This is a genomic window from Streptomyces sp. GB4-14 (genome assembly GCF_022696125.1).
In the GTDB taxonomy this organism is placed as follows: Bacteria; Actinomycetota; Actinomycetes; order Streptomycetales; family Streptomycetaceae; genus Streptomyces; species Streptomyces werraensis.
Genome location: NZ_RZHO01000002.1, coordinates 4294898 through 4316349 on the forward strand (window position 1 = coordinate 4294898; position 21452 = coordinate 4316349).

14 protein-coding genes and 1 pseudogene are annotated in these 21452 nt (G+C 74.4%); 1 reads left to right on the top strand and 14 read right to left on the bottom strand.

Annotated elements, in window-relative coordinates; genetic code table 11:
* The 14 genes and pseudogenes from ELQ39_RS20980 to ELQ39_RS21045 form a co-directional block, all read right to left on the bottom strand.
* Positions 1-3246 carry an FtsX-like permease family protein gene (locus tag ELQ39_RS20980; protein ID WP_242593373.1) on the bottom strand — a complete coding sequence of 1082 codons (3246 nt, stop codon included), beginning with the start codon at positions 3244-3246 and terminating at the stop codon, positions 1-3.
* Between the two features lie 191 nt (positions 3247-3437).
* Positions 3438-3851, bottom strand: coding sequence for a globin (locus tag ELQ39_RS20985; protein ID WP_033274617.1), 414 nt, complete (start codon positions 3849-3851; stop codon positions 3438-3440).
* A gap of 114 nt (positions 3852-3965) precedes the next feature.
* Positions 3966-5219, bottom strand: a complete 1254-nt coding sequence (locus ELQ39_RS20990) for an FHA domain-containing protein (protein WP_242593375.1) — start codon at positions 5217-5219, stop codon at positions 3966-3968.
* 83 nt (positions 5220-5302) lie between these two features.
* On the bottom strand, positions 5303-6685 hold the full coding sequence (locus ELQ39_RS20995) for a vWA domain-containing protein (protein WP_190000671.1): 1383 nt from the start codon (positions 6683-6685) through the stop codon (positions 5303-5305).
* A gap of 170 nt (positions 6686-6855) precedes the next feature.
* Positions 6856-8109, bottom strand: coding sequence for a PP2C family protein-serine/threonine phosphatase (locus ELQ39_RS21000; RefSeq protein ID WP_443334364.1), 1254 nt, complete (start codon positions 8107-8109; stop codon positions 6856-6858).
* Between the two features lie 474 nt (positions 8110-8583).
* The gene (locus ELQ39_RS21005) at positions 8584-11136 is read right to left on the bottom strand and encodes a serine/threonine-protein kinase (protein WP_242593379.1); all 2553 of its coding nucleotides are present in this window, start codon (positions 11134-11136) and stop codon (positions 8584-8586) included.
* A complete protein-coding gene (locus ELQ39_RS21010) occupies positions 11133-12479 on the bottom strand; it encodes a hypothetical protein (RefSeq protein WP_242593381.1) in 1347 nt (448 codons plus the stop codon). The genes ELQ39_RS21005 and ELQ39_RS21010 overlap by 4 nt, the downstream gene beginning before the upstream one ends.
* A gap of 65 nt (positions 12480-12544) precedes the next feature.
* Positions 12545-13600 (bottom strand): glutamate ABC transporter substrate-binding protein, encoded by a 1056-nt coding sequence (locus tag ELQ39_RS21015; protein ID WP_242593383.1) that lies wholly within the window; start codon positions 13598-13600, stop codon positions 12545-12547.
* 41 nt (positions 13601-13641) lie between these two features.
* A complete protein-coding gene (locus ELQ39_RS21020) occupies positions 13642-15090 on the bottom strand; it encodes a hypothetical protein (protein ID WP_242593385.1) in 1449 nt (482 codons plus the stop codon).
* A gap of 349 nt (positions 15091-15439) precedes the next feature.
* Complete coding sequence (locus tag ELQ39_RS21025) at positions 15440-16408, bottom strand: N-acetylglucosamine kinase (RefSeq protein WP_242593387.1); 969 nt, start codon at positions 16406-16408, stop codon at positions 15440-15442.
* Positions 16399-17655: a 6-phospho-beta-glucosidase gene (locus ELQ39_RS21030; protein ID WP_242593389.1), complete on the bottom strand. Its 1257-nt coding sequence runs from the start codon at positions 17653-17655 to the stop codon at positions 16399-16401. Before ELQ39_RS21030 ends, ELQ39_RS21025 begins: the two co-directional genes overlap by 10 nt.
* A pseudogene (locus ELQ39_RS21035) lies at positions 17652-17912 on the bottom strand (carbohydrate ABC transporter permease); the annotation flags it as partial. The gene ELQ39_RS21030 and the pseudogene ELQ39_RS21035, both read right to left, overlap by 4 nt.
* 156 nt (positions 17913-18068) lie before the next feature.
* Positions 18069-19283 (bottom strand): ROK family transcriptional regulator, encoded by a 1215-nt coding sequence (locus tag ELQ39_RS21040; RefSeq protein ID WP_242593391.1) that lies wholly within the window; start codon positions 19281-19283, stop codon positions 18069-18071.
* Between the two features lie 222 nt (positions 19284-19505).
* Positions 19506-20591, bottom strand: a complete 1086-nt coding sequence (locus ELQ39_RS21045) for a mechanosensitive ion channel family protein (RefSeq protein ID WP_190000662.1) — start codon at positions 20589-20591, stop codon at positions 19506-19508.
* Positions 20592-20905: 314 nt separating this feature from the next.
* Between ELQ39_RS21045 and ELQ39_RS21050 the strand changes: the two genes are divergently transcribed.
* Positions 20906-21442 carry an HNH endonuclease gene (locus ELQ39_RS21050; RefSeq protein WP_006133642.1) on the top strand — a complete coding sequence of 179 codons (537 nt, stop codon included), beginning with the start codon at positions 20906-20908 and terminating at the stop codon, positions 21440-21442.
* The last annotated feature ends 10 nt before the right edge of the window (positions 21443-21452 follow it).

A 21452-nucleotide genomic window follows, 5' to 3' on the forward strand; every position in this document is an offset into this window, starting at 1 on the left:
TCACTCACCTCCCCGGTCGCGCAGCGAGGACACCGCGTCGACCCTGCGCAGGGACAGGATGGCCGTGATCACGAGCGGGACGGCCGCCACGGCGGCCAGCAGCGCCGCCACCCGCAGCGGCGGCAGCACCACCAGCACCCCGGGCAGCGGGCGGGTGGCCTCGGCGGTCAGCATGACCAGCGGGATCACCGCACGGGCCAGCACCGCTCCGAGCAGTACGCCCACCGCGAGCGCCGTCCCCACCAGCACCGTGTGCTCGACGAGCACCACCCGGGCCAGCCGGCGCCGGGAGGCGCCGAGGGCGCGGAGCACCCCGAACTCGGCGGACCGCTCCCGCAGCGAGCCGGCCGCGCTCACCGCGAAGCCGACCGCCGTCAGGGCCGCCGCGGCGAAGGCCGCCGCCGCGAAGGCGTTGCCGGGGCCGGCGCCGAACGGGTCGTCGCGCAGCTGCTCCGCGATCTCGTCACGCACCACCACACGGGACGGGTCGATGTCGGGTCGCTGCCGCAGCGCCCCCGCGACCCGCGAGGACGCGCCAGGCCCGGTGGCGAGCCACCACTCGTTCGGCAGCACGGCCTCGCCCTTGGCCGCCTGGAGGGCGCGGTTGACGGAGGCCAGGTCGAGCAGCAGGGCGCCGCCGTCGTCGTCCGCCCCGTCCGACGGGGTGGTGGGCAGCGCCCGCACCGCGCGGGCGATCCGCACCGGCACGGTGCCGCCGCCGAGCTGCACGCTCAGCCGCTGACCGGTCCGGGCGCCGGTGGACTCCAGGTACCGGTCCGTCGCGACGCCCTCGACCACGGGCACCGGCGGCTGCGGGACGCGCAGGTGGAGCGTGAGGGTCGTGGGCAGCCAGGCCATGTCGGGCGGGAGGGGTGTGGCGGTGAAGTCGGCGGTGGCGGGGGCGCCGGCGGCCATCCGCGGCCGTGCCGCATCGTCGTCGGCGGTGTCCGGGCCGCCGCCGTCGAGCGACGGGAGCCAGCGGGCCGACAACGGCAGCGCGCGGTCCCGGCCCGCGGTGTCCGCGGCGGTCAGCGCGGTGAGGGCGAGCCGGCTCCGCCGAGGAGGCCCGGCCGGCTGAGGCAGGTCCAGGTGGAACCCGGTCAGGGTGAGCGGGCCGGCCGGGCCCCCGGCGACCGCCGCCAGGTCGGTCACCAGGTCGTGCGGCCGCCCGTCCTGGGGCAGCTCGCCGAACATGAGCGGGTACGGGGTGCCGTGGGCGTCCTCCACGGTGGCGGTCACGTCGGCGGTGGCGGTGGCGTCCGCGCCGTGCAGGGACGCGGTCAGCGCCAGCCGCGCGGTGCCCGCCGGTATGCGGACGCCCGCCGCGGCGCCCTTCGGGGCCAGCCCGGACAGCGCGGTGCGCACCGGCACGTCCGCCAGGTCGGGGCGCATCAGCAGGGTGCCCGCGGCGCCCTCGCTGTCCAGCGCCAGCACCGTGGCCTGTCGTCCGCCGGACAGGGACACGGTCGTACGGAAGGCGGGCGAGGCCGAGCGGACGCCGGGGACGGCCGCGTAGGCGGCGCCGCGTCCCGGGCCCTCGGTGCCGTTGGACAGGACGCGCACCTGCGTGCCGGCCCGGAAGTCCGCCTGGTCGTCCTGCGAGCGTTCCCACGAGGAGCCCTGCCCGACCGCCAGCATGCCGAGCGCCACGGCGAGCACCAGCAGCAGCACCGGGCCCGCCCCGCGCATCGGGCGGCGGCCGAGCTGCCACCCGGCCAGCGCACCCGACAGCCCCCGGCTGCGGGCCGCCCGCCGTTCGGCGAGCCGGGCCGGCAGCGGCAGCAGCCGCAGCGTCAGCACCGTGCCGGCGAGCAGCGCCAGCGCCGGGGCGGTCACCAGCAGCGGATCCACGCCGAGGTCCTCGCCGACGGCCCCGGACGCACGGCGGCTCAGCTGCCAGTACGCCACCCCGGCCACCACCAGCAGCCCCAGGTCCCCGCCCGCCCGCACCAGGCCGGGCAGCGGCTTGGCGCGGCCGGGGGCGTACGGGGTGGCGAGCGCGGGGAGCGTGACGGCCAGCGCGCAGCCCAGCGCCACGCCCACCGACACCAGCCACACCGTGCCCTGCGAGGCGACCGACGTCACGGAGGCGTCCAGGCGCAGCCCGATCCGGGCCAGCGCGCCCCGTCCGGCGAGCAGCCGGGTGAGCGGGCCCGCGAGCAGCGGCGCGCACAGGGCCGCGGGCACGGCCAGCAGCAGCGCCTCCAGGGCGGCGAGCCGTGCCACCCGGGCGCGGGAGGCGCCGCGGGCCCGCAGCAGCCGGGTCTCCGTCGCGCGCTCGGCGGTCAGCAGCCGGGCCACCAGCAGCAGGGCGCACGCGGCGAGCAGGGCGAGCTGGAGGACGACGACCAGCAGCGTGGAGCGGGCAACGAACAGGGCCCGCTCGACCCGGTCCAGGGTGGCGGGCAGGTCCCCGGCGGCGGTCGCCGAGCCGTGCAGGGCCGGCGCGGCGGGCAGCGCGGCCACGCCCTCCTTCATGGCGGTGCGCAGCGCGTCGATCCGGCCGGTGGTCATCCCGGAGAAGTCGGCCGACGCCAGCCAGCCCACGGACCCCGCGCTCACCCGGCCCCCGGTCAGCATGGCGGGGTCGGCGAGCAGCGGGCCGTAGGTGGTGAAGTGGACGGTGACGATGCCGCGGCCGGCGAGCTCGTCGAGCTGCCAGTAGGGCGCGGAGGTGTCGGCGGGGCGGTAGAGGCCGGTGACGAGCACCCGCGCCGCAGGGCCCTCCATCCGGTTGTCCAGGGTGATCCGGGCGCCCGGCCGCAGGCCCAGTTCACGGGCGGCGACGACCGGGAGGGCGACCTCGATCTCCGGTCCGGCGGGGCGTGCGGAGGGCATCCGGCCCTCGGTGATGCGCACCTGCGTCCGGTCGAGCGCCGCGAAGTGCGTGAGGTCGGGCTCCTCGCCCTCGGCGCGCCGGTCGGCCGGGCGCGGGGACGGCGGCAGGCCGTACGGGCCGGACCGGACGAGGGTGCGCAGCGTCACCGGCAGGCCGTCGTAGGCCCGCCCGGCCGCGCGGCGCACGGCGGCGTCGGCGGCGGGCAGGCCGCCCTCGGGCAGCGACTCGGCCTTGACGAGCAGTGTGGTCCCGGCGGCGTCGCGGGGGTTGGCCAGCGCGTGCCGCAGGGCCGCGTCGCCGATCGTCGTGGAGTAGGCGGTCAGGGTGGCCAGGACGGCCGTGGTCAGCAGGACCGTGAGCAGCGCGGCGGCGAGCAGCGGACGGTGCGCCCGAGCGCGGGCGAGCACGAATCCCGCCGATCCCCCTGCGGCATCCACCCGCGACCCCCCGCGTGTTGTCCAGACCTCTCGGGGATGTTGTCAGAGGGACATGACGGGAGGCATCGGTCCGGGTCCGCTTTTGACCTGATCGTGATCGCAATGCGGAGTCTTGTGCTCGGTATGTGACGACCGCGTGACCACGGCCGGCCGTGGGCCCGTCAGTCCGGCGAATTGATCATGGAGGCGGCCGCGTAGGTCAGGTACTTCCACAGGGTCTGCTCGTGCTCCTCGGACAGGCCCAGCTCGTCCACGGCGTCCCGCATGTGCTTCAGCCACGCGTCGTGCGCCGCCCGGTCGACCTTGAACGGGACGTGCCGCATCCGCAGCCGCGGATGGCCCCGGTTCTGGCTGTAGGTGGTCGGACCGCCCCAGTACTGCATGAGGAACAGCGCGAGGCGCTCCTCGGCCGGGCCCAGGTCCTCCTCCGGGTACATGGGCCGCAGCAGCGGGTCCTCCGCCACACCCTGGTAGAAACGGTGGACGAGCCGGCGGAAGGTCTCCTCCCCGCCGACCTGCTCGTAGAAGGTCTGCTCCTGAAGCGTGCCGCGCCGAATCTCTGTCACGCCGTCCATGGTCTCAGACGCCACGGCATAGGACTCAAGGCCTAGGACCCGCCCCCTGTGCCGCGTGCCTGGCCCGGCCGGACGGCCTCACGGAGAGGTACGTCCGGCCGGGCCGGCCGGCGCTCAGCCCCGGCGGATGGTGATCGTCGTCCACGCGCCCACGTGGACCCGGTCGCCGTCCTGCAGCGGGACCGGGACGAACGGCTGGATGGGCTCCTCGGAGCCGTTGACCGTCGTGCCGTTCGTCGAGTTCTGGTCGACGACCGCCCAGCTTCCGTCCGGCTGCTGCACCAGCACCGCGTGCTGGTGCGAGACGCCCGGGTCCTCCGGCGGGGTGGACAGATCGATGTCGGGGGTGTCGCCGGTGGAGTGCCGGCGGCGGCCGATGGTGATCTGGTTGCCGGTGAGCGTGCGCTGCTGCTCGGGGGAGTACGCGGGCAGGTTCAGGCCCGCGGCCTCGGGGCCGGAGCGCTGCATCATCGCCATGAAGTACTCGCGGTCGGGGCCGATGGTCGCCGTCCAGGTGACCGGGCCCTGCTGCTGCCGCGGCTGCTGCGGGAAACCGCCGGGTCCGGGAGGCGCCTGGGTGCCGCCCTGCTGCGGGTAGCCGTAACCGCCGTGCCCGCCGGGGCCGTTCGGACCGCCGGGGCCGCCGTGCCCGCCGGGGCCGTTCGGCGGGGAGATCACCCAGTCGTCGTCTCCGCCGCCGTACGACGGGCCGCCGCCCTGCGGCGGACGGCCGGTCTCCTGCGGGAAGCCGGGAGGTGCCGGGGGACCGGAGTGGAACGCCTGCGGAGCACCGGGCCCGTGCGGGCCGCCGGGACCGCCCGGGTTGCCGCGGCCGGGCGGGGGCGGGGGCGGGACCGGGCGCGAGGGCTCGCCGCCGAAGCCGGGCGGGCCCGGCGGGATCGGCTCGGCGGGCCGGTTCACCTGCGAGGGGCGCGAGCTCTGGTAGTCGAACCCGTCACCGCCGCCGTACGACGGTGGGGGCGGCTGCTGACCGAAGGGTCCGCCGGGACCACCGGGGCCGCCGCCGGGACCGCCCGGGCCGGGGGCCGGCGGGCGCGGGGCGGCCGGGGTGTACGAGGTCGCCGTGTTGGTGAGGAAGTTCCACCGGCACTCCTCGCAGAACGGCGCACCGCCCTCACGCGGCGTGCGGCACTGCGGGCACAGCTCCGGCTGAGCGCCGGGACCGCCGTAGCCGCCGGGGCCGCCCGGAGCGCCGCCCGGGCCGCCGGGCGGCGGGAAGCCGTAGCCGCCGCCACCGGGCGCCGGCGGCGGGGGAGGAGGTGGAGGCACGGCACCCGCCATGCGGTGACCGCACACCTCGCACCAGTCGTCGGAACCCGACTGGTGTCCGTTCGGGCAGGTCGGCATGTCGGCGCTTCCCCCTCTCCTTTTCCGGTCGTTTCCGACCGGGTTTCTCCAACCCCGAGGGGCCGGGCTCGATTACTTGCAGATCATTTCTTCACACGAACAGTCTTGGTCGACCGTGTCTCGAGTGTCATCTCGTCGGCCTCCTCGACCTTCGTCTTCAGTCGCACAGTACCGGTCGCGGCGTCGACGACGTCCACCACCTTCGCAAGCAGTTTCGCAGTATCGGCGTTGCCGGAGACGCTCGCGAGCTGAACGGCACGGCCCAGCTTGGCCGTTGCCCCGTCCATATCTCCCACTTTGCGCAGATCCAGACCTTCTTGGATGACTTCCGCCAGTTCGGCCTGGCCCGTGTAGTGGGCGACCTGAGGGTTGATCGACGTCGACGCGGCCAGGTCGTCCGTCCACACGGCCCGCACCAGCCCCTGCGCGCCCAGGTTCTGCACGCCGCCTCCCCCACTCCCGGCCGCGCTTGAACGGGAGGTGCCACCGGCGTGCGGGATGACCAGCGAGACGCGCGCCGCGAGCATCTCCTGGCCCACGGCGGCGGGCGGCACCTCCACGCAGAGGTGGTAGTCACGGGACTCGTCGCCCCAGGAACCGAGCGGGTAGTCGCCCGCGCGGGGGCCCGCCTCGGTGCGCCTGTCGGTCAGCTCCTCCACCGTGGGCGCGACCTGCTTGACGAACCTGACGGTGGCGCCGGCCGGGGTCCACAGACGCAGCGAGACGTCCGCGACCTCCTTGCCCATCGCCGTTTCCATCATCCGCGTGAAGTCTGCCGCGAGTCCGGCCGGGTCGGCGACGATGTCGGCGGTGCCGAGCAGGGCCGAGGCGATGCCTGTGACTTCTTTCACTTCCCAGTCGGTGCCCACGCCGCGGGCGTCACAGGTGAACCGTCCCGCGCAGGCGTCCAGCGCCGCCTTCAGGTCCTCCGGCGACTCGTGCTCGTTGCGGCCGTCGGTGAGCAGGATGCCGTGCCGGATCGCCACGTCCGCCGACGCCAGCAGCCGGTCGGCGCGGCGCAGCCATGTCCCGATCGCCGTGCCGCCGCCCGCGCCGAGCTTCCGCAGCGCCTGCTTGGCCTGCTCCCGGGTGTCCGGTCCGGCCACCGCGAGCCCGCCGTCGCCCGGGTACACCTCCCGCGCGAGGTGGGTGCCGGCGACCACCGCGAAGCGCACGCCGTCGCGCAGGGTGTCGATCGCGGCGGCCGTGGCGTCCCGCGCGTTGCGCATCTTCGTCGGCGGGTAATCCATCGAGCCCGAGCAGTCGACCATCAGGACCACCGCCGCCGACGGGCCCTCGCCGGGCGAGTACAGGTGCGGCGCCGCCACCGCGCTGCCGATGGTGCCGCCGCCGGTCGCCGTGACCGTCACCACCGCGTTGACCTCGCGGCCCCCTTCCGGCAGGTACTCGTTCTGGTACACGTCCACCGAGAACTGCGGCACGTTCGATTTCGAGAAAATGGCCATGCCTGGTTCGCTCCCCCTCCGGTGCCCCGACGGCGCGGGGCGACGACGTCCTCAAGGACCGGTCCCCTCCGGTCCGTTGAAGCTTCCCCGTGCGAGGCCGGCCGTACGCGGCACGCGGGTGCGGCACACGCGTGCGTGCGTGTGCCGCGTTCGGCGCGCGGTGCGCGGCCTCAGGCCGATCCTGCCCCTCGCGGAGCGGCGGGGAACGGCACCAGTGCCACTGTTACGTTGTCGTGGCCGCCGCCGTCGAGGGCATGACCGACCAGTACGCGGGCGGCGTGCAGAGGGCGCGCGGCGGCGTCGGAGGGCATCGCCTCGGCCATCTCGTCCGCGGACTCGGCGTAGTTCCACAGACCGTCCGTGCAGACCACGACCACACCGGGGCGGTCCGGCTTGAACGCGGCCGTGTGCGGCTCCAGTTCGTAGGCGTCCGCGCCGAGCCAGCCGGTGATCGCGTGCGCGCGGTGGTCGGCGTACGCCTCCGCCTCGCCCATCAGCCCCGCGGCGACCATCTGCGCGGCCCACGAGTCGTCCTCGGTCAGCCGCGCCGGCGGGGCGGAACGGTCCACCGGGATCCAGTACACCCGGCTGTCGCCGACCCAGCCCACGACCAGCAGGCCCGCGGTCACCACGGCGCCGACGATCGTGCACGCGGGCGCGTTCTGCTGCGGGGCGTGCTCGCGTGCCTCGGCGGGCTGTTCGTCCGCCAGGGCGTTGACCGCCTCGGAGGCGGCGAGGATCGCCTCGTGCATCGCCTGCTGCGGGTGCGTGCCGCGCGGCAGGGCGTCGAGCAGGGAAGCGTTCGCCGCGCGCGAGGCGGCGAGTGACGCCTCGTCGGGGCGGGTCGCCGAGGAGACGCCGTCACAGACGACCGCCACGGACACGGGGGAGCCGTCGGGCAGCGTGGTCGTGCCGACGGCGAAGGCGTCCTCGTTGCGGTGGTGCCGCAAACCGCGGTCGCTGACCGCGGCGACGGGGCCGCATTCCTGTTCCATGTGGTCCCGTTCGCGCGGCTGGGCGTGGCCGCAGTTCTCGCAGTATCCGTCGTCGTCCACCCGGCCTGCGCGGCACGCCACACACACGGCGGCGTGCGGCTCGGCCGCGACGCGGGGGTCGGGCGTCTGAAGGGTGTAGTCGTCCCCGCCGCCGCCCTCGTCCGACGCCCGCCGGTCGAGCCGCACCCCGCCGGAGGGCGCGGCAGGCGCCGCGGGCTGCGCGGGAACGGACGTTCCCTGAACACCCGTCGGGGCGGCGCCGGGCCGCGCGGGCGCGCCCGGGGGAGGGGCCGGCCGGTCGGCAGCCGCGGCCGGGCCCGGGCCGGCTGCTGCCGGGTGGACGGGGCCTCCGGCCGACGCGGCGTCACTCGCGGGCACAGCGTGGGCGTTGGGCGCCGCTGGGGTGGGGTGGGGCGCTGCCGGGTGCACGGCGTGCGCGTCGGGGGCCGTGGGGTGAGGGCCGGGTGCCGCGGGGTGCGGCGGGCCGTCGGCCGCGTACGCGCTCGGGGCCGACGCCTGCGCGCCGGTTGCCGCCTGACGCGCTGCCGCATCCGCGTACGGGACGGCGGCCGCAGGCCGGCCGGCCTCCGCCGGGTGCGCGGTGCCGCCGGCCGGCGGGGTGCCGGGCGTCGGTGCGACCGCGGCGTGAGGGGCCGCCGCCGGGTGGGCCGGAGGGGGCGGGGGGAGCACGGCCGGGGCGGGCCAGGCGGGCGGGGCGGCCGGCGGCGCCGGCCGGGGTGGCACCGTGCCGGTCATGGCGATCGTCGGTTCGTCCACCGGTCGGGCCGGGACGGCCGACAAGTCGTATCCGCATGCGCCGCAGAAACGATCACCCGACTCGAGGGGTTCCTCGCAGCTCGGGCATTTCGACAGCGCGGCCTGCTGGGGCATCTGCGACATCAACTACACCCACGTCCGGGGGCGGTAACGATTGGCACGTTCCACCAGGTCGATCCTCTCCTCGCCGCTGCGCGCCAGCCGGGCCAGCGTGCGGTACGAGCGCTCCAGGCCGAAGCGCAGCCCGCGCTCGTCCAGGCCGCTGCCGAGCAGCGTCCGCCCCCCGGCGGCGGGAGGAGCGGAACCCTGGCCCCCGGAGAGTACCCAGTCCAGTCCGCAACCGAGGACCTCCGCCGCCAACAGCTCGCGGCGCGCCGGATCCAGACCGTACGACTCCAGGGCCTCGACCTGTCCCGCGGCGGCGGTCAGGTCGTCCAGGAACGGCGCGTCGGCCGCGGTGGCCGTGCGCCCCCGCAGCCGCGCGCGGACGGCCGCGACCCGGGCGGCGGTGCAGTGGATGGAGGACTCCGGCACCGACTCCAGCGTCCGCACGGCGCCGTGCCGGTCGCCGGCCGCCAGCTGCACCCGGGCCAGCCCGAACGCGGCGCTGACGTAGCTCGGGTCGGTGGACCACACCAGCCGGTAGTACTCGGCCGCGTTGTCCAGTTGCCCCAGCACCTCCGCGCACAGCGCCAGCGCCAGCTTCGGCGCGATCTCGCCCGGGAAGGCGTCGTAGACCGCGTCGAAGGCGAGCGCCGCGCCCTCGTGGTCGCCGGTGACCAGCGAGGCCACGCCCCGGTACCAGACCACCCGCCAGTCGTCGGGGTCCTGCGCCTCCAGCGCGTCCAGCGCCTCCAGCGCGGTCGCCCACTCGCCCGTCTCCAGCCGGGCCCGCACCGCGCGCAGCCGGGTCTCGGCCGACGGGTCGGGCGCGGCGGCCAGCGCGTGGATCAGCTCGCCGGGCGCGGACGTCAGCAGACCCGCGAGGAAACCGGCGTTGGGGTCGGTGGGCTGGACGTGCGGCACGGGCAGCGCGAGAGCGGCCGTGGGGCAGTCCACGGGCCGCACCAGGGAGGCGGAGGAGCGGGGCAGCGCGGGCGGCGGGACGAGAGCGCCCGCGCGGGTCCGGAGACGGCGGGCGCCGAGACGGGACACGTCGCCGTCCAGCGCGGGGAACAACTCCGTGTCGGTCACCCGCAGTTCAGGACCGAACAGCGTCGAAAGCGCAGGGCGCGCCTGCCCCGACTGGAGCGAGACGACCTCCCGCAGCACGCCCGTCAGCTGCTCCGCCATCTCCTGCGCGGAGGCGAACCGGCGCGCCGGGTCCGGGTCCGTGGCCCGCACGAGCAGCCGGTAGAAGGACTCGTACTGCCGGAACACCTCGATGGTGTCCGGGTCCGGCAGGGAGTCCGCGTAGACGTTGGTGTAGCCCTGGAAGTCGAACGTGAGGACCGCGAGGGTGCGGGCGACCGTGTACAGGTCGGACGCCACCGACGGGCCGGCCTCGGCGACCTCCGGCGCCTGGTAGCCGACCGTGCCGTAGATGGCCGACTCGTCGTCGTCCGTCCGCCGCACCGCGCCCATGTCGATCAGCTTCAGCTGGTCCTCGGTCTGGATCGCGTTGTCGACCTTGAAGTCGCAGTACAGCAGGTTGCGACTGTGCAGATGCCCGAGCGCCTCCAGCGCCTCGATGCCGTACGCGCACGCCTGCTCCACCGGCAGCGGGTCACGCCTGCCCTCCGGGGTGCGGCGGGCGTTGGCGATCTCCTTCAGCGACTTGCCGCCGACGTACTCCATGACGATGTAGCCGTCGAGGGAGCCGGTGCGCTGGTCGAGGTGCTCGACGAAGTTGTAGATCCGCACGATGTTGGCGTGCTCGATCTCCGCGAGGAAGCGGCGCTCGGAGATGGCCGCCGCCATCGCGTCCTGGTCGCCCGTGTCCAGCAGGCCCTTCAGCACCACCCACCGGTCGGCCACCGCGCGGTCCACGGCCAGGTAGATCCAGCCGAGCCCGCCGTGCGCCAGACAGCCGACCACCTCGTACTGGCCGTGCACCACGTCACCGGGGCGCAGCTTCGGCACGAACGAGTACGGGTGGCCGCACTTGGTGCAGAAGCCCTCCGTACGGCCCGGCCGGCCGGTGCGGGCGCGGCCGACCGGTGCCCCGCAGTCCGACCGCGAGCAGAACCGCTTGCGCTCCGGCACCTCCGGGTTGTCCAGCACCATCCGCCGCGGATCGGGCCGCGGGATCGGCGGTACCTGCACCAGCCCCGCCCCCAGCCGGCCCCGCCCCGAACTGCTGCCGCCCGAGCCGGAGCTGCGCACCGACACCGAGCGGCCCGCCGCCGTCCGGCCGGACAGCGAACGGGACAGCCGCCCCGAGACGGAGCGGCGGGACTTCGACGACTGGGAGGACGTGCGCGAGCTGCGGCCGCTGCCCGCGCCCCCGCTCCCCGAGCGCGCGCCCTGCGAGTCGTGTCCGCCCGCCGTGATGCCCGTCGGCGGTGAGGCCACCAGGCCCGTCGGCGACACCACGGGCGCCAGACCGCACGTGTCGCAGTACAGCTCGCCCCCGCCGACGTCGTCGTACGTGCCGTCGCACTCGGGACGCTGACAGGCGGACCGCTCCTGCGCGGGCGTCGCGGGCGCCACGGGTCCCTGTGTTCCCGGTCCGCTCATGTGCCCGGCCCCCTCCGCTCGTCCGGTCCCGCACCCTGCCCCGGCACCCCTGGCGCCGCGCCCAGCAGCTCCGCCACCGCCTGCTGGTAGCGCAGCACCGCCTGCTCCGCCGCGCGCAGGTCGCACGGCGCGCTCCACAGCATGCGGCGCGCCTTCTCGTACCGCTCCACCAGCAGCGGGTCCTCGGCCAGACCGTGCCGGGACACCTTCGCCCTGTACGCGTCCAGCCGCCCGCGCAGCTCCGCGCGCACCGCGAGCGGCGCCGTGACGGCGGTCAACGACTCGCGGGCACGCAGCAGTTCGTCCTCCGCCTTCTGCTCCAGCGACTCCAGCAGGGGGGACAGCCGGTGCCACTGGGCATGCCGCCGGTACTCCGCCGCCGTCGACAGCTGCTCCTGGAGCGCCGTCGGCGGGCCGCTGACCACCGGCACCTCCGTCGCCGCGATCTTCGCCAGCACCTCCCCGCGCGCGGTGCGCGCCTCGGCGAGGGTGCGGTCGGCGCGGGAGAGGACGTCGCGGAGGCGGACGATGCGCTTCTCGGCGTCCTGACGGACCGCCAGCACCGCGTCGATCTCGCGGCGCACCTCCTCCAGGGCACGGGCCTCACGGTCGTAGACGGTGGTGTCGGGTTTTCCGCCGCCCGGCGCCGAGCTGCCCTCCGCCGGCTTCCAGTACGCCAGCGGGTCGGACACGACCTGTTCGCGCAGCTTCTTGAGCGTGCGGGTGATCCGCTCCAGGTCGTCGCCCGCCGGATGCTCGCCCGGGCGCACCCCGACCGAGTGCGCCAGTCTGCTCGTGCGCCGGAGCTCCGCCGACAGTAAGTCGATCCGGGCGGGCAGGGCGGACCACACCGCGTCCGCGGCGACCACCATGTCCAGCGAGGACGCGTACAGCTCGTTCATCCGGTCGACGAGGGCGGAGAGGGACCAGCGCTCGCTGAGCACGCCCGGACCGGCCTGACCGCCGTGCGGCGTCGGCGCGCCGGCCGTCGCGGCCGCGCTGCCGGCCACCGTCACCGGCTCGCCGCGCAGCAGCTCCGTCAGCTCCACCAGGTCCTCGCGGCTGGACCAGCGGCGGCGGGCGCGGATCTCCCGCGCCCGGCGCAACACGTCCGTGTACGCGTCGAAGTACGTCCACAGCAGCGTGATCGCCGCCTCGGTGGACGTCCACCGCTCGGCGGTGACGCCCGTGAGCCGGGCGCCCTCCAGCAGTCGTCGGCCCGCGTGGTCCTGCAGGGCGAGGAGCGAGGTCTCGATCGCCTCGTGCTCCTGGCCGAGCCGCGCCAGCGCACGGTCCACCTCGTCCCGGTCCATCACCGGCCCGGCGGGATCCGTGTCGGCCATCGATCACCTCTCGCTGCGGGGGATTCGGTCTGGTGCGGTGCGGTTGTGGGTGACACACATCGCGGTCAGCTGCGACGCAGGTACTCCGGGGCCGGGGGCCTCGACGCGGACGGGTCGTCGTCCAGCGTGGCGGACAGCCACTTCGTGTACGACGCCTGCCAGCCGGTCGCGGTGTCCTGCCGGAAGTCGACCAGGATCTGGTTGACCCGGCGCACCAGGTCGTCCGCGTCCTTCTTCATCGCCACGCCGTAGTACTCGGTCGTGAACGCTTCGCCCTTGAGCTCCACCGTCGGATCCTGCGCGGCCTGACTCGCCGCGAGGGCGCCGTCGTTGACGACCGCGTCCACCTCGCCGAGCTGGAGCCGCACCAGGCAGTCCAGCTGGTTCGGCACGGTCGTGGAGATGTCCGTCGACGCCGGCAGGTCGCCGCTCCTGCGGTCCTCCTCCAGCTTCGCGTACGCCGTCGAGCCCTTCGCCGTGCACACCTTGCGGTGGGCGAGCGTCTCGTCGTACCCCTCGATCGGGGAGGACTTCGGCGCCAGCACCTGCTGGCCCGTCTTGAAGTACGGCGCGGAGAACGCCACGTCCTTCAGACGCGAGCAGTTGATCGTCATCGTGCGGACCACCAGGTCCACCCGGCCGTCCTGGATCGCCGGGATGCGCTGGTCGGTCGGGATCGCCTTGAACTGCACGGCGTCCGGGTCGCCGAGGATGTCCTCCGCGATGCGGTGCACCAGGTCGATGTCGAAGCCCTCGAGGCGGCCGCTCTCGCCGCCGTTCGGGTCGCGGTAACCCCAGCGGAAGCTGTTCTGGTCCACCCCGACGACCAGCTTGCGCTTCTCGCCCGGGCGGTTCTTGATCGCCGTGATGGCGGGACCGTCGGCGCGGGACGGGGACAGGGTCTGCTTCTCGGGTGCCTCGCAGTCGTCGGCCGCGCGGGCGGCGTCGACGGTGAGGGCCTTCGCGGTGCGGTGGCCCGCCGGCTGTGCTCCCGTCTGTGAGGCGACCGAGCCCGTGCAGGTCACGGCGAGGGCGAACACGACGGCGAGGGCGCAGGCAGCCGCCATCGCGCCCACCCCGCCCCAGCCCTTCAGGCGGGCCCGCAGGTGTCGTGCGTGCATCGTCATCGCCCCCTCCGGCTTCGTCGTCCGCCGCCGCTCACTCATCGGTACTCCGAGAGCCTGCGGCCGATGCCCAGCACCGCGCCCGTCGCGCCCAGCACGGCGAGGACCGCGGCGCCCGTCGGCAGGCCCGTCAGCGCGTCCCGGCCGTCGCCGGCCGCCGTCACGAACTCGGCCTCCTCGTGCTTCAGCGCCGTCGCCAGATTCCTGTCGACCGCGTCGAAGCACTCGCCCGTCGCTCCCTTCGCGCCGATCACCATGTCCAGCGCCTGCTGGTAGTTGCCGTTCTCGTCCTGCTCGCGGGCGGCCGCGTGACGCTTCTTCCACTCCGTCATGCTGCCCACGGCCGCGGTCACCGGCTTCGCGCCGGTGTCGTCGTCCGCGAGGCGCCGGGCGTGGGCGAGGCCCTTGGCGAGGGCGCCGATGTCGCGGGTGAAGTCGTGGTCGTAGGCGTCGAGGGTCTCGTCGCCGACCTTCACCGTCTCCGCGCCGCGGGCGACGAGGGTGAGGTTCTCGTTGCCGCGGGCCTTGAGGGAGGCGATGCGGGCGTCGTGGAGCACGGCGAGGGACCGGACGCCGTGGTCGTAGGAGTCGTCGAGGTGGCTGCGGGCGAGGGCGTGGCCGGCCGTGAGCCACAGCAGCACGACGGTGGTCGCTGTCGTCGCCGCGACGAGACCGTGGTTGAGGACGCGGTTCGTGCGGAGGTACGTGCGGCGCTGCACCCAGGCGAGGGCGGCGAGGGTGGCCAGGCCCAGGGCGATCGCCGGCCAGGGGTACGGGGTCGCGTCCGCGTAGTCCGCGCGGAGGCGTTCGTTCTCCTTGGTGTAGAGGTCCTGGGCGGCCGGGAGCATCTCCTGCTGCATCTTCTCGTTGGCGTAGCGCAGGTAGGCGCCGCCCACGGGGTAGCCCTGGCGGTTGTACGTGCGGGCGCGTTCGACCAGGCCCTTGTACTCGGGGAGGAGGCGGTTGAGCTTGGTGATGGTGCGGGTGGAGGGGGAGCCCGGGGCCGCGTTGGCTGCTGCGTTCACCAGTTTCGCCGCGGCCGTCGCGATGTCGCGTTCGTAGCGGTCGCGGGTGGCTGCGGACTCCTGGCCGCCTGCGAGGAAGCCGCTGCTCGCGGCGGTGTTCGCGTCCGTGAGGGAGCGGTAGATGTCGGCGGCGTCGGAGGTGAGGGGCTGGCTGCTGGTGAGGACGGCGTCCGCGGCGGCCGCTCGTTCGGTCATCTGCCAGGCCGTGACCGCGCCGAACGCGACGACCAGTGCGGCCAGGACCGCGCCGATGATGCGGAGGCGGCCGGGTTCCGTGGTGGCGGCGTGGCGTAGCTGGTCGACGCCCTCGGCGAAAGCCGTGCGGCGGCGGGTGGGGGGTGTGGGGGGAGAGGCGGGTGCGGGGGGCCGGGCGGTGCTGGTGCCGGGGGGCGTGGAGGACGACGGCTGGGGCGGGATCGCGGGCAGCGTCGGTGGCGCGCCCGTGTCCGGTGTGTGTGTCATCTGACCTCCCCCATGGTCATCCTCCGCGGCAAGTATCGCCGTCGGGCGCGACATCCGCACCGGCCTTGGCACGATCTTGATCCAATTGCAGCGAGATGGCCGGAAGTTCCGGCCGCCGCACCCCACCCTGCCCAGGAACACGCCCGGGAAATCCGTTCGGTTCCGGGACGTTGTGCCCGTGAGTGGGGGTGCACGTCCCGCCGACGGGGTGGGGGCCGGGGCCGTGGTGAGGTGCCCGTCCTCGGTCCGGCGCGACTGTGCTTCCTGGAAAGCTCAGGGTGCGGACGCGCCGGCCGCTGCGGGCGGGGCACCCCCACCCCGTCCCCTTACCGCCGTATGGGACATCCCGTCAGGTGAAGTGCGCGCGCACGCGTTCCTGGGCCTCCGGTGGGGCTGCTATGTCGTCCAGGCCGAGGAGGGCCGCGCCCAGGACCGGGCGCTCCGTCACGACGTGCGGTACGGCTTTGGGGGCTGCCGCCTTCAGTTTTGTGCGGATTCCCTCCGTGAGGAGGGGGTGGTCCGCTGCCAGGACGCTGCCTCCCAGGCAGACCGGGGTCTCCTCGTCGAGGAGGTCCAGGCGGGTGAGTGCCACCGTCGCCATCGCGACTATTTCGGTGGCCTGTTGGTCGATGACGCTGCGGGCCACGGCGTCGCCCTGGCCTGCGGTGGTGAAGAGGACGGGCGTCGCCTCGTGGCGGCGGTGGTGCGGGATGCGGTGCAGGTGCAGGGCCTCGATCAGGGCCGGCATGTCGGGGACGCCGTAGTGGGCGGGGAGGGTGGTGGAGAGGGCGGTGGGTTCGCCTCGGCCGTCCGCCGCGCGCGCCGCGTGGTACAGAGCCTCCTCGGCCAGGGCCCAGCCGCCTCCCCAGTCGCCCGAGAAGCGGCCCAGGGCGGGGAAGCGCGCCGTGCGGCCGTCGGGGCGCATGCCCACGCAGTTGATGCCCGCGCCGCAGACGACCGCGACCCCGCGGGGTTCCGGGACTCCCGCGCGCAGGACGGCGAACGTGTCGTTGCGGACCGTGGTCGTGGAGGACCAGTTGTGGGATGCGATGGCCTCGGTGAGTTCTTCCTCCTCGACCGGCAGGTCCGCGTTGGCCAGGCAGGCCGAGGTGTGGGCGGCGGTGGGGGCGCCCGCCGTCGTGAGGGCCTCCGTGACCGTTCGGGAGAGGGCCTCCATCGCCTTGTCCAGGCCGTCCGCCGGTGGGCGGAAGCCGCCTCCTCTGGCGGTGGACAGCACCGTGCCGTCGGGGGCGATCACCGCCACGTCCGTCTTGCTGTTGCCCGCGTCGACGGCGAGGACGGCTGCGGTCAGGCCCACGTGAGGTGCTCCCGGTTGTGCGCGATCAGGTCGTCGGTCAGGCGGTCGGCGTACGCGTACTGGCCGATCAGGGGGTGGGCGAGCAGAGCGCGGAAGACGCGGTCCCGGCCCCCGTGCAGGGCCGCCTCCAGAGCCAGGTCCTCGTACGCCGTCACGTTCGCCATCAGGCCCGTGAGGAGGGGGTCGAGCCGCTGTACGGGGAGGGGGGACGCGCCCTTGGCGGTGACCGTTGCGGGTACTTCGACCACCGCGTCGTCGGGGAGGAAGGGGAGCGTGCCGTTGTTGAGGGTGTTGACCACCTGGTGCTGCGAGCCCGCGTTGCGCAGGAGCGCCGCCGCCAGGTCCACCGCCGCCTCCGAGTAGTACGCGCCGCCCCGCTTGGCGAGGAGGGCCGGCTTCGAGTCGAGGGCCGGGTCCGCGTAGAGCGTCAGCAGTTCCTTCTCCATGCGGGCCACTTCGGCTGCGCGGGACGGCTTGGTGCGCATCTCCGCCACCACTTCGTCGTGCGCGTAGAAGTAGCGGAGGTAGTAGGAGGGGATCACGCCCAGCGTGGTGAGGAGGGGGAGGGGGAGGCGGAGGTCCGCGGCGATCGTCCCGCCGTGGTCGGACAGGAGACGCGGGAGGACGTTCTCGCCGTTGACGTGGACCGCCGTTTCCCAGGTGAGGTGGTTCAGGCCCACATGGTCCAGGTGGACCTCGGAGGGGGCCACGTTCAACAGGGCCGCGAACTTGCGTTGGAGGCCGATCGCCACGTTGCACAGGCCCAGGGCCTTGTGGCCCTCCCTGAGCAGGGCGCGGGTCACGATGCCGACCGGGTTGGTGAAGTCGATGATCCACGCGTCGGGGTTGGTGCGGCGGACCCGGTCGGCGATGTCCAGGACGACCGGGACCGTGCGCAGCGCCTTGGCCAGGCCGCCCGCCCCGGTCGTCTCCTGGCCCACGCAGCCGCATTCGAGGGGCCATGTCTCGTCCTGGAGGCGCGCCGCCTGGCCGCCCACGCGGAGTTGGAGGAGGACCGCGTCGGCGCCCTCGACCGCCGCGTCCAGGTCCGTGGTCGTGGTGATGCGGCCCGGGTGGCCCAGGCGGGCGAAGATGCGGCGGGAGAGGGGACCGATCAGGTCCAGGCGGTCGGCCGCCGGGTCGGTGAGGACCAGCTCCGTGATGGGCAGGACGTCTCTCAGCCGTGCGAAACCGTCGATGAGTTCGGGGGTGTAGGTCGAGCCTCCGCCGACCACGGTGAGTTTCATGCGCGTTGTCCCTTGACTCCGGTGAAAGTGACGCCCTCGACGAACGCCTTCCGGGCGAAGAAGAACACGAGGACGACGGGGGCCATGACCGGTACGGTCGCGGCCATGGTGAGGTTCCGGCCGGTGTGGTGGGCGCCCTTGCAGGGCTGAAGGCCGTGGGAGAGGGTCCAGGCCGCCGGGTTCTCCGAGGCGTGGATCCGCGGGGCGAAGTAGTCGTTCCAGGCGTGGAGGAAGCGGAAGAGGGCCACTGCGGCGATGAGCAGGAGCACCGAGAAGGCGCCGCGGAAGGCCCTCGTAATGAGCTGGGGCGGGCGGTGGTGAGCGGGGCGAGGGAAGGCGGCGGTGGCCGGATGTTCCGGGCATGACGATGCTCCCTGCGGACGGGGTGGTGCGGGACGGGTCGGGCAGCGGGGTCAGCGCGAGGTGTCGAACACCTCGTCGCGGGTGGTCGCGAGCGCGCTCTCCAGCGCGCCGCGCAGCACGGGGTGATCGCGGACGCCGGCGAGGACGAGCCGCGGGCGGGAGGCGGCCAGTTCCGCCAGCTCGGCCTGGACCAGATCGCGCAGCGGCTCGCCGCCCGCGGTGAGGACGGCGCCGCTCAGCACCACGAGCGCGGGGTCGAGGACGGCGACCAGGGAGGCCAGGCCGGTCGCCAGGCGGGTGGCGTAGGTGCGCAGCAGCGCGCGGTGCGGTTCCTCGCCGGGGCGGGCCGCGGCGCGTTCCAGCAGCGCCGCCGCGACCTCGGCGTACGGGCCGTCGGGGACGTGCTCGACGCCCAGCTCCCGGGCCAGGCGGGGCACCGCCTGGGCGCCGGCCAGCTCCTGGAAGCCGCCGCTGTTGGCCTTGGTGACCCGGCGGACCAGCGGGGTGCCGGGCACCGGCAGGAAACCGACCTCCCCGGCGCCGCCGGTGAAGCCGCGGTGCAGCCGGCCGCCCAGCACCAGGGCGGCTCCCAGGCCCTCCTGGTTCCACAGCAGGACGAAGTCGCCGTGGTCGCGGGCCGCGCCGAGTCGCTGTTCGGCGAGGGCGACGAGGTTGACGTCGTTCTCGTACTCGCAGGGCATCGGCAGGGCGGCCGCCAGCTCGTCCAGGAGCGCGGGGGCGTGCCAGCCGGGCAGGTGGGAGGCGTACCGCAGGCGGCCGGTGTTCGGGTCGAACGCGCCGGGGGTGCCTATCACCGTGCGGTGGACGTCCGCGCGGGTCAGTCCTGCCGCCTTCACCGCGCCGTCCAGGGCGTCGGTGACCTGCCGGACGACGGGCACGGCGGGGCGGCGGCCGGGGGTGGGCAGTTCGTGGTGGCCGACGGTGCGGCCGGTGATGTCGGCGACGGCCGCGCGGATCCGGTGCGGGTTCACGTCCAGCGCGGCGGCGTACCCGGCGGCCGGGTTCAGGGCGTAGAGCTGGGCGCCCGGGCCCGGGCGGCCCTCCGTGGTGCCGGTGGCGAGGACCAGCCCGGCCGCCTCGAGGCGGGCAAGGAGCTGGGAGGCGGTCGGCTTGGACAGGCCGGTGAGCTTGCCTATCCGGGTGCGCGACAGCGGGCCGTGCTCCAGCAGGAGGTCCAGGGCGGCACGGTCGTTCATGGCGCGCAGGACGCGCGGGGTGCCCGGCGTGCCGGCCGTTCCTGCCATGGGGTGCGCCACCTGCCCTTCGTCGCCTGCACAGCTTCTCAGCGGGCCGCACGGGACGTCCATCCCGGTGGCCACTCGCCGGAAACCGTTAGGAAAGTTTCCTGTCGGACGAGGCGAAGGTAGGCCTGGCGTCGAGCGGGCGTCAAGAGCCGGCCCCGGACAGGGGAGAGGGGCGGCGCCCGGGAGAGGTCCCCCGGGCGCCGCCCCTCGGCGGTCCTGCGGCTACTTGGTGGTGTTCGGGCCCGGCAGCGGGGACGCGGCCATCGACTGCGGGGAGACCGAGCTGGCGTACGCGGACGGCGCGGCCATCCCGGCCGTCGGATCGGGGGCCGGGGCGTCCTCCGTGGCCGTGGCGCCGCCGACGATGCGGATGCCGTTCGCGTCGAAGGCGCGCTTGATGCGCCACCGCAGCTCCCGCTCCACGGTGAGCGACTTGCCCGGCATGGTCTTCGCGGAGACCCGGACCACCATCGAGTCCAGCAGCACGGAGTCCAGGCCGAGCACCTCGACCGGGCTCCACAGGAGCTCGTTCCAGGGCTCCTCCTTGCTGGTGCGCTCGGCGACGTCGCTCAGCACGGCCTTCACCCGGTCCAGGTCCTCGTCGGAGCGGACCGTGACGTCCACGTTGGCGGTCGCCCAGCCCTGCGAGAGGTTTCCTATGCGCTTGACCTCGCCGTTGCGGACGTACCAGATCTCGCCGTTCTCGCCGCGCAGCTTCGTCACCCGCAGCCCGACCTCGATCACCTCGCCGGTGGCCACGCCCGCGTCGACCGTGTCGCCCACGCCGTACTGGTCCTCCAGGATCATGAAGACGCCGGAGAGGAAGTCCGTGACCAGATTGCGGGCGCCGAAGCCGATCGCCACACCGGCCACACCGGCCGACGCCAGCAGCGGCGCGAGGTTGATCTGGAAGGTGCCCAGCACCATCAGCGCGGCCGTGCCCACGATCAGGAACGACGCCACGGAACGCAGCACCGAGCCGATCGCCATGGACCGCTGGCGGCGGCGCTCGGCGTTGACCAGCAGACCCCCGAGCCCGCCGCCCTCCATCGCCTGCCCGGTGCGGGACATGCGGTCGACCAGCTTGGTGATGGCCCGCCGGACGAGCACGCGCAGCACCGCCGCGATCACCACGATGAGCAGCACCCGCAGCCCGATGGCGAGCCACGTCGACCAGTTCTCCTCGACCCAGCCGGCCGCGCTCGTGGCGCTCTCCTGGGCGTCCTGCAGCGAGGGGACCCGTGGGGTCTCCGACTCCGCGGGGGTCGGTGAGGGGTCGGCGGCCGGCAGGGCGGCGGACAAGGACACGGCGGGTACCTCCAGGTGCACGACCGTCCCCGGTGCGGCCGTCAAGACCTGCGAGATCACGAACAGGTCACCGGTGGGGACGGAACCACCACACTAACGGGGCATTGTGAGCGGATCGCCGGTATGTGTGAAGAAGAGACCGTGCTCACCTGCGCTTGAACAGGCCATGATCCTGGGGATGTATCCGGGTGTGGTCGAAAACACTCCCAGCCCGTTACCGGGACATGGTGGCGCGTTCACCAGGCATGAGGGGAGACTGACTACGGATCGTCCCGGCGCGAGCCACGCGCCGCCGGCGTACAAGGAGGCCGTCCGTGCCGCATGTCCTGGTCCTCAACGCGTCGTACGAGCCGCTCGGCGTCGTACCGCTCCGCCGCGCGCTCGTGCTCGTCCTCGAGAACAAGGCAGTCTGCCTCGAGGAGACCGGCGCCTATCTGCACAGCGCGACCGTCACCGTCCCCGCACCCAGCGTGGTCCGGCTCAAGCGTTTCGTGCGGGTCCCTTACCGGGGGCCCGTCCCACTCACCCGCAGGGCGCTGTTCGCCCGTGACGGGGGCCGGTGCATGTACTGCGGTGGCGTCGCCACCAGCGTCGACCATGTCATCCCGCGCAGCCGCGGGGGCAAGCACGTCTGGGACAACGTGGTGGCGTCCTGCCGCCGCTGCAACCACGTGAAGGCCGACCGCCACCTCTTCGAACTGGGCTGGCGCCTGCGTCACAAGCCCGCACCGCCGACGGGCCTGGCCTGGCGCATCATCGGCACCGGCCACCGCGACCCGCGCTGGCTGCCGTACCTCCAGCCGTACGGCGCGGACGACGCGCTGGCGAGGATCGACGGGATCTCTGCCTGACGGCGCCCGC

Bases quoted from the DNA above. Each gene is read 5' to 3' on its own strand.
- ELQ39_RS20990 (WP_242593375.1), bottom strand. From the start codon at position 5,219: ATGCCGACCTGCCCGAACGGACACCAGTCGGGTTCCGACGACTGGTGC.
- ELQ39_RS21020 (WP_242593385.1), bottom strand. From the start codon at position 15,090: ATGACACACACACCGGACACGGGCGCGCCACCGACGCTGCCCGCGATC.
- ELQ39_RS21005 (WP_242593379.1), bottom strand. From the start codon at position 11,136: ATGAGCGGACCGGGAACACAGGGACCCGTGGCGCCCGCGACGCCCGCG.
- ELQ39_RS21015 (WP_242593383.1), bottom strand. From the start codon at position 13,600: ATGCACGCACGACACCTGCGGGCCCGCCTGAAGGGCTGGGGCGGGGTG.
- ELQ39_RS21030 (WP_242593389.1), bottom strand. From the start codon at position 17,655: ATGAAACTCACCGTGGTCGGCGGAGGCTCGACCTACACCCCCGAACTC.
- ELQ39_RS20995 (WP_190000671.1), bottom strand. From the start codon at position 6,685: ATGGCCATTTTCTCGAAATCGAACGTGCCGCAGTTCTCGGTGGACGTG.
- ELQ39_RS21010 (WP_242593381.1), bottom strand. From the start codon at position 12,479: ATGGCCGACACGGATCCCGCCGGGCCGGTGATGGACCGGGACGAGGTG.
- ELQ39_RS20985 (WP_033274617.1), bottom strand. From the start codon at position 3,851: ATGGACGGCGTGACAGAGATTCGGCGCGGCACGCTTCAGGAGCAGACC.
- ELQ39_RS21040 (WP_242593391.1), bottom strand. From the start codon at position 19,283: ATGGCAGGAACGGCCGGCACGCCGGGCACCCCGCGCGTCCTGCGCGCC.